Source organism: Flavobacterium frigidum (assembly GCF_048286795.2).
Window position 1 is genome coordinate 1 of the sequence record NZ_JBLVPT020000028.1, and the last position, 9,501, is coordinate 9,501.

Below are 9,501 nucleotides of genomic sequence, written 5' to 3' on the forward strand. Positions count from 1 at the left end.
ATCGTTTCCTGCTATGATTTGACCTACTACGTTTACGGTTAGCGTAGCTGTGGTACAATTCGATGGACTTACATTAACTCCTGTGGTGGTATCTGACTCACAGATGGTATAGGTAACCGTGTAAGGTCCCGTTGGGGTATTCGCCGCAATGGTTACATTTCCGTCTGCATCTACTAAAATTGGTCCTGTAGTGATTGGTGTAACATTTGTGTTTGTCGTCGTTACGGCAACTCCATTTAAGGTGTCGTTTCCTATCACACTTCCTGCTGCTACTGGTGTAGTGCCTGAAGCTAATGGTGCTGCTGGTGTGCCTAAAGTATCGTTTCCTGCTATGATTTGACCTACTACGTTTACGGTTAGCGTAGCTGTGGTACAATTCGATGGACTTACATTAACTCCTGTGGTGGTATCTGACTCACAGATGGTATACGTAACCGTGTAAGGTCCCGTTGGGGTATTCGCCGCAATGGTTACATTTCCGTCTGCATCTACTAAAATTGCTCCCGTAGTGATTGGGGTAACATTTGTGTTTGCAATCGTTACTGCAACTCCATTTAAGGTGTCGTTTCCTATCACACTTCCTGCTGCTACTGGTGTAGTACCTGAAGCCAATGGTGCTAATGGTGTTCCTAAAGTATCGACTACCGCATCTAACGAATTTAAAACTTTAATGGTTGCCACAGCGCTATTACAATTCGTTGGTGTTACAGCCAATCCTGTTGATGGATTAACTTCACACAATTCATAGGTAATACTATAGCTTCCGCTTGGTGTATTTCCTGCTAATGTTACTACTCCATTCGAATCGATACTCAATGGTCCTGCAAAAACTGGGGTAACATTCGTATTGGTTGGACTTACTAAAACAGTATTCAATGTATCGTTGTCTGTTACATTAAACACTACTTTTGGATTTACTCCTGAGTTTACTTCAACTGGATTATCATCAACTGCATCAATAGGATTTAAAACAACAACTGTTGCAGTTGCGTTTGTACAATTTACAGGGTCTGCTCCTGCTTCACACAATTGATAAATGATGGTATACGTACCTGAAACAGTATTTGGAGCTAGAGTAAAATTTCCATCTGCATCAATACGCAATGGTCCAGTGGTTACCGGTGTCACATCAGTATTTGCCGATGTAACTGCTATTCCATTTAAATTATCTGCTCCATTACCGTTATTAGCTAACACACTTCCGACTGTTGTAACCACTGTAGTGCTTGGCGCTTGTGGAGAGAAGGCATCATCAAATGCATTAATTTGATTACTGATACGAATTTTAGCGTTGGCTATATCACAATTACCCGAATTTATCTTTTCACATATTTGGTAAAAAACCATATAGGTACCCGAAACTTGTCCAGAAGGTACTGTTATCGTACCATTACTATTAAGCACAAATCCTGTAGACGCTGTTCCACTTAATGTTAAATTAACATCTGCTGGATTTAAGACAACTCCATTAAGGGTATCATTATTCAATACTGATGTAGTAGTTCCTCCATTTCCACCGGTATATGGTACTGCTGTAAAATCATCAACAATGGCATCTACTGCAGATTGTAAAACATTTACCGTTACTGTTGCTGTACTGCAATTAGCTGGATTCGAACCAATTTCACATATTCGATACTCTAATGTTTGAGGTCCTGCAGGTGTACCTGCTGCAATAGTAATAGTACCATTTGCATTTAAAGTTAATACCGGATTTAAAGCTGTTGTTGTCAAAATCACGTCTGCGGGTTCAACTGGTGGAATTCCACTTAATGTATCATTCCCTAATACAGAACCAGTTGTAGCTCCTGGAAGTCCTCCTGTTATATCCGGGTTAGCGATAATAGCATTTAGAACTACTATTGTTGCTGTTGCTGTTGTACAATTAACAGGGTTTGCTCCTACTTCACATATTTCATATGTAATACTATAAGTGCCGGAAACTATGTTTGCTGCTAAAGTAATCTCTCCATTACTTGTTATACTTAATGGACCTGATATTTGTGGAGTAACATTAGTGTTTGCATCTGTAACTGGATCTGCATGTAACGTATCATTTATAGTTACATTTAAAACAACTTTGGGAACTTCAGCAGTCGCTACTGTAATTGGCCCATCATTTACTCCGATTAATGGATTCTGAACTACAACAGTCACTATAGCCGTATTACAATTTGCTGGACTTGCCCCAGATTCACACAACTCATAAGTAATTAGATAAGTTCCTGAAGCTGTGTTGGCTGCTAATGTTAAATTACCATTAATATCAATACTCAATGGTCCTGTAGTTATTGGTGTTACATCAGTGTTTGTAGCTGTAACTGCAATAGTATTTAAAGTATCATTATCTGTTACATTTAAAATAACTGTAGGTGTTGTTGCTGAAGCTACAGTTGCTGGACCATCGTTTACAGCGTTTATTAGATTTAAAACTGCTACTGTAGCCGTTGCATTATCACAATTCGCAGGGATCATATTTAATCCAGTTGATGGATCGGCCTCACATAATTGGTACGTGATGCTGTACGTACCACTTGGAGTATTGGCCGCTAAGGTTACTATTCCGTCAGCATCAATGCTCAATGGACCTGTGGTTAATGGTGTTACATTCGTATTGGTGGTAGTTGCTGCAACTCCATTTCTAGTGTCATTCTCTAATACGTTTCCTGCTGTTACTGGACTGGTACCTGATATTAACGGTGCAGCTAGCGTACTCAAGGTATCGTCATCAGCAACAATAACTGCTAATACCGTCACAGTTATTGGCGTTGTTGCTGATGATTCACAAGCGACAGTATTTAATGTTGATATAGTAATTCTTCTGTATTGAGTGGTGGATGTTAAACCTGTTGGCGCATCATATGTGACTACTGTTGCTCCTGATATTGTATTCCAAGTATTAAACGGACTTACCGCACTTTCCCATCTGTATGTACTTGTAACATCTCCGGTGCCTGCTGTTGTACTGGTAAAGGCTGCGGGGTCACCTTCATAATAAATTGTTTGATTGGCGGAAATAGCTCCTGCAGTTGGCGTTGATTGTACCGTTACGGTAACTGGCGATGTAGCTGCTGATTCACATGCTATTCCACTTAAAATAGACACCGTAATTCTTCTATATTGAGTAGTAACTGTTAAACCTGTTGGAGCATCATAGGCTGCTACTGTTACTCCTGATATGGCACTCCAAGTGCTAAATGGGCTTACGGAACTTTCCCACCTGTACGTAATTATTCCATCTCCCATTCCTGCTGCTGTGCTGGTAAAAGTCGCTGGATCACCTCCATTACATATTGTTTGACTATCCGCAATTGATCCTGCAGTTGGCGTTGCTTGCACCGTTACGGTAACTGGCGATGTAGCTGTTGATTCACATGCTACACTATTTAAAGTTGAGATTGTGATTCTTTTATATTGAGTGGTGGCAGTTAAACCTGTTGGCGCATCATAGGTGGCTGTTGTAACTCCTGATATGGCACTCCAAGTGCTAAATGGGCTTACGGCACTTTCCCACCTGTATGTAATTGTTCCGTCTCCAGTTCCTGCTGTTGTGCTGGTAAAAGTCGCTGGATCACCTCCATTACAAATTGTTTGACTAACCGCAATTGATCCTGCTGTTGGCGTTGCTTGTACCGTTACGTTAAAAATAGTTGTGCTACTTGCACATCCACCTGCATTTTTTACGGTAAGGTTTCCTGTATAAGTGCCAGATGTAGCATTCGCAGGAACTGCTATACTAATTGCACTTGCAGGTAATGCGGCATTTGTAACAGCAACAAAACTATTAGTTGGCGTTGCGTTCCATGTTATGCTATAAGTTGTAGGAGTTCCAGTTGTTGAGCTGTACGATAAAGGTGTAGTTTGAAGACTTGCACTAGAACAAACACTTACAGAGGCAGCAGCCGTCGTAATAGACGGTGCTGGTGCTACCGTAACTGTTGTTGTTATACAACTGGTTACCGAACAAACATTTTTATAACGAATATAATATGTGGTGTTTACAGTAGGGCTTACTACTAAAGAATTACCTGTACCTACAAGGGTTCCACCACAAGAACCAGTAAACCATTGTGCATAACCGCCACCGCCGCCTTTGTTACCGCCGCTAACAGTTAAGGTAGTTGAGGCACCAGAGCAAATAGACGTCCCACCTGTTATCGTGGTTGGTGCTGCTGGATTTGTGTTCACTTGAACCAGCACAATTGTAGTGGTATAATACATACCCGAAGTTACCGTTCGTCGGTACCATGTAGTTTGCGTGATACCACTAGGTATAATATAATCTTTAGAGGTACTTACACCAGGTGTCGTGGCATAAGGTGAATAAGCCCCAACCGTATTAAATTCCCATAAATAAGAATACACATTATTTCCTCCAGTGGGTGTTGAGCCAGTTATAGTTCCAGGATTTGTGCCCGAACATATTGGTTCTGCATACGATGCTACCACGTTTATTCGTTTCGGTGTACCTCCACAAGGATCGCCATATGCTCCATTAAATGTTGGAACTTTGCCTGTAGTGACACCTAAAATAACTTTATTAACTTCTGTAATACTAGTAAGTGCGTGGCAAGCTCCTAATACATAATTTGGGCTTGTACCTGTTGGCGTGCCGTAACTTGCAAAGTTTACATTAATAAAAACAAGACCATCAGGAGCGGTAACTGGTGATGAAGTTGCGCCTTCAGGATAGGATGCGCCTACCGTTCCAGAAGCACCACTGGTGTAGGATGCAAAATTATTTTCTATACGTGGGTACGGTGGCGTTCCAGTTACAGTAATTCTACCCGGACCTGTAAAATAAATGTTATTCCCATTTGAAGCTCCTGTATTTGAAGCACCCCATGTACTTAAAAGGGCTCCGTCACCACCTAAAGTTAAAGTGCCCGTTTGATGCGTGTTAATTGCATTTAAATTCATCTTAACACCCGCCACGACCATTAAATTAGTAGTTATAATAGTATTGGCTGCAAAAGCTTTTGTTCCGGTACCGCCGAGCGTTAAATTACTATAAGTCACTCCGGCAACTATTTGATTAGCACCAACAAAGCTGATAGTGCTGGCTCCTACTGTAGTGAAAGTCCCATTGTTTACAAAATTACCACCTATGTTAAGTAAGCTAGTAACGCTATTTGTTAAGGTTAAGGATGATAAAGCATTAATAGTTAAATCAGCACAAGCAGCTGTTATACCTGTAATTATCGGTTTATTTGTTACGTTGGGTATCACAACAACATCTATGCCTGTTGGCACTGCGCCTGTACTCCAGTTTGAGGGGGTGTTCCAATCGGTATTTGTTGCACCAGTCCAAGTGGTTTGACCTAAGCCGTACTGAAAAATCGTTAACAGTAGTAAAAGTAAAAATTTCTTCATTTGTATTGTATATTTTTATTTGTCTAATTTGAGTCAGTTTTTTTTAAATAAAAAAAGCAAATTTAACATATTTATTTAATAAATTCATCACATATAATTGGTTTTTATACTAATAACCCTATTATAGGTGAAAATCGACAAAATATTACTAGTTGTATTGAGCTATTTTTAATAAATATAGTGTGTGTTTTAATTTGTTAATCGACAAAGAAAGTATGTTTTTATAAATGCTACTCGAAATCTTTGAATATATTGAAATTTAGTTCAATAGAAAAGGGAGATATTCTGCTTTGAATTATGCGACTATTGTAAAATTTAACAATCAAATTAATTACAAAAGTGTAGCTTTATGCTACAGGTTTTATTTGTATATCCAGAATCGAAAGAATTTAAAAACCTTGAAATCGAAAAGAGATATTTAACCCATTTAGTGATAAATTTCTGGTATTGGATTTTAAAGAACAATTTAGAAAACGATAAAGCTGTAACAAAGTATTTCGATCAGGTTTTTAATTTCTATTATAAAGTGTAATTAGAATATTTTAAACGAACAATTTCCGTTACTAATTTAAAAGATGGTCTGTCTTCTGAACATTCTGGAAGATATGAGCAAATAGGATATGCAAAAAGAACTTTTGAGTATTTGGAATATTTTTTTTTACATTGAATGTTGAAAGATTTTATAATAGAAAAGTCAATTACAAAGCTATGCATCTACAACTAGTAAATATTATTAATCAAAATAATGTTTCTTTAGACCTCTTATTGACATTCATTCATCAGCTATAATTAGTATTTAATTTATTCATTGATTTTGGAGAATTACAGAATGCTAAAAATTATTTGAAATTAGTTCTAGGACAAATTAAGTGTGCAAAAGAAAATTTAGACTTTAATCCTGTTGCGAATAACAGTATTGAAAATGTGATTAGATTCACTGTTACCGGTGTCAAACCGGTCTATTTTTCGGATAGTACTTCTCCTATTCTTATGATTTTAATGGAATATCTTACTTTATTGGATATGGAAGTAGAATACGTTGTCATGAAAGAATTTATTCTTGTGAATAAAACTGATTTAGGATTATTTGTACCTTACCATGGCATAAATTCGGCTGCTAACCATTTAATCTCTGATAAGGAGAATGACTTGGAAGTACAATTATTTTCAAAATCCTTTCGGCATCGTTACGATCAAAAACAAGACTGAAAAAAAACTTTTATAAAGATGTAAATTTTTAAGAATTTAAAATAAAGATCGTAAATAAGGACACGGAATTTGAGTAAAATTATCGAAGCAATCAATCAGGATACCCTTTCTTAAAAGATTTGGCTCATAATTATTTCCAAACACCTTTCTTTCCGGATAAATGGAGGGATTTAATTATATAATAGAAACATCACTGGCAATCAATAGGTCTCCCTCCGTTCCTTCTCTTTGTTCGGCTTGGCAGCTCCAAGCGGTCGTCGGCAGAAAAAGCCTCCCCCCCCCGATTACGCAAACACTATGCAGCACAATAAGAATAGCAGCTTGAAAACACGCCATTGTTTTCATTAGGACGCTTTGTTGCTAATTTTCACTGCTATCCGAAAGTCTAAAATAAAAAGAGCCTTAGAATCCCGTATTTTTGATTTTGCGAAACAAATAATACTTTATGGGACTCTTCAGGCGAAACAAAAATATCAAAAAACTAGTTATTAGACAAATTATTGAACTTGTTCCTAGATGGATGATCGCATCTTGTGCTAAAAAACACAGTTCAGACAAAGGATGTAGTAAGTACAAGACTTACGACCAATTTGTTGCTTTAACTTACGGACAGCTGAATAAGTGCTATACTTTAAATGATATTTCCACTGGAATTGGGGTTAGCGAGACTTTTATTGAAGATTTAGGATTGACTCAAAGTCCAGCAAGATCCACTATGAGTGATGGCAATAAAAAACGAGATTGGAAAGTGTTTGAATCCTTATATTATAGGCTTTTGAAACATTATGAAAGGATCTTGAAAAGCGAATCTCAACGTAATATTATCAAAGAGATTAAAGACCAAAATATAAAATTGATTGACAGTACCACAATCAGCCTGTGTTTAAACATGTTTGATTGGGCAAAGTTTCGGACAGCAAAAGGGGGTTTAAAAATACACACGTGCTGGGATGACAATTTACAAATTCCGGACTTGGTAAATATAACAGAAGCAAAAATACACGACCGGTACGGCAAAGGTCAGTTAGTTTTTTCCAAAGGAACAATTATAGTGGAAGACAGGGCTTATTTTGATTTTACATTGATGCTGCATAGAATTCAAGCTGAAAATATTTTTGTTACTCGCATTAAGACAAATACAGTGTATAAATCCATCCAAGAATTGGACTTGCCTGATGCGGAAGATCAAGATATTATTAAGGATGAAATTATTGTTTTAAACAGCAACAAAGCCATAGAGACAGGGATTAGTGAACAAAAACTAAGATTAGTGCATGTTTATAAGCAAGACGAAAACAAGGTAATTGAAATCATAACCAATAATTTAGAATGGTCAGCTAGAACAATAGCTGATTTGTATAAAAAGAGATGGGATATTGAACTTTTTTTCAAGGCAATGAAACAAAACCTACAGATAAAAACATTCCTAGGCACAAGTGAAAATGCGGTTAAATCGCAAATTTACATCGCATTGATTAGCTACTTATTAATTGAATTGATAAACAGAACCATAGCTAAAAAGACAAAGTCTTTCTCAAATCTGGTCGAAAAAATCAGAATCTGTTTAGTGTATTATCTAAGTTTAGATTATGTCTGCAATCAAGTTGGAGATGGAGCAAAAAAAATAAGACCAGAACCAAAATTAAAATTCAGTTCTGACTTATTTTCAGCATAATTTTATAATCATACCCTATTTATAAAGGGTCGAGGCAGTTTTTCTATTATTTAGTAAAACTTTCGGATAGCTGTGGCTAATTTTTAAATGTTTTCTGATAGTTATGATAATGATACTGATTTAAGATATTCAACATTGAATGATAAGTACATTATCATTCAATGTTGAATAGTATTTAGATTATAAATCGCTTTTATCTAACTTAAATAAAGAAAAATGGTTAAATCAACTTTTAGTTTAAATAAGTTATTTTATTCTGATTTTTTTTACTGATTTATTTTTTCCATTTTGAATTTTTACAAAATAAATTCCCGCTGTTATAGTATTGACTTGAAATTCTTGATTAAACATACCTGAATTTTGAAATATTTTGTTGTAAATATTTCTTCCAATGACATCATTAACAATAACTTCAATTACATCATTTGTTTCTGGCTTAAATGATATTTTGAAACTGCCATTATTTGGGTTTGGAAATAAAGTGAAATTTTCAAATTCGAAATCATTTGTTGCTAAATTCGGTGCAATTGCAAACTTTGTAGTATTGACTGCATAAAATAAATTACCAACAGATTGCACCATTAACCTACAATCCAACGAATTAATAGTGTTTGGAATTGTAATCACTTGCAAACCATCGTTGGGTGTATTTGCCAGAAGTGTGGTTGTAAACGTTAACCCTTTATCTGTTGATAATAATATATTTACCAACGAAGTATTTATATTATTGGCTGTTGTTCCTGCTATATCCCATGTAATGGTTTGCGATGAGTTTCCCGCCCATGTTATTCCGGTTGTGTTTTGTGATGTTATTACAAATGGTCCTGCGTTGGCATTTACTGTCAGTATCATATCATCGCGTCTCACATTTGAGCCTCGAATAACGGCATTGTCTCGAACAGTAACTGCAAAATTTTGTACTCGAGACACACTCGAAAGGCGTTCCATTCTAGTGTTTAATTCTCCTGCAATAACTTTTTCAAGTTTCGGCATGTATCGATTGGGAGAAGCTGTGGGTTGGTTAAATTTAAAATTTGGTCCAGAGTTGGCCGTTGCGCTAGTTTCAGGTTGTACACCAGTATCTAAACCTTCCCATGAATACGTGTAACCCTCTGCATTTGAATTAGTAACTGAGGCTTTCAAAACGTAAGGTGTATCTTTTGGAATAGTGTAATCTGGACCAGCATTAACAACTGGTGGTGGTGTACTTATAGTTATTAAAGTACCAGTATTTGATTCAGCCA

General features: G+C 36.6%; 4 protein-coding genes. 2 read left to right on the forward strand and 2 right to left on the reverse strand.

The window, feature by feature from the left end:
• Window positions 1-5,373: Ig-like domain-containing protein (locus ACNQGB_RS15725; protein WP_472777140.1), on the reverse strand; the 5,373-nt coding region annotated here is incomplete at its 3' end.
• Between the two features lie 843 nt (window positions 5,374-6,216).
• Here ACNQGB_RS15725 and ACNQGB_RS15730 point away from each other — a divergent pair.
• Window positions 6,217-6,582 carry a hypothetical protein gene (locus ACNQGB_RS15730; RefSeq protein ID WP_417947115.1) on the forward strand — a complete coding sequence of 122 codons (366 nt, stop codon included), beginning with the start codon at window positions 6,217-6,219 and terminating at the stop codon, window positions 6,580-6,582.
• 445 nt (window positions 6,583-7,027) lie between these two features.
• Window positions 7,028-8,257, forward strand: coding sequence for an IS4 family transposase (locus tag ACNQGB_RS15735; RefSeq protein ID WP_417947114.1), 1,230 nt, complete (start codon window positions 7,028-7,030; stop codon window positions 8,255-8,257).
• Window positions 8,258-8,503: 246 nt separating this feature from the next.
• Here the strand turns inward: ACNQGB_RS15735 and ACNQGB_RS15740 are convergent.
• Window positions 8,504-9,501, reverse strand: a 998-nt coding sequence (locus ACNQGB_RS15740) for a T9SS type A sorting domain-containing protein (protein WP_472777141.1), incomplete at its 5' end; no start/stop codon positions are given.

Coding starts and splice junctions, on each gene's coding strand:
- ACNQGB_RS15735 (WP_417947114.1), top strand. CDS start 7,028: ATGGGACTCTTCAGGCGAAACAAAAATATCAAAAAACTAGTTATTAGA.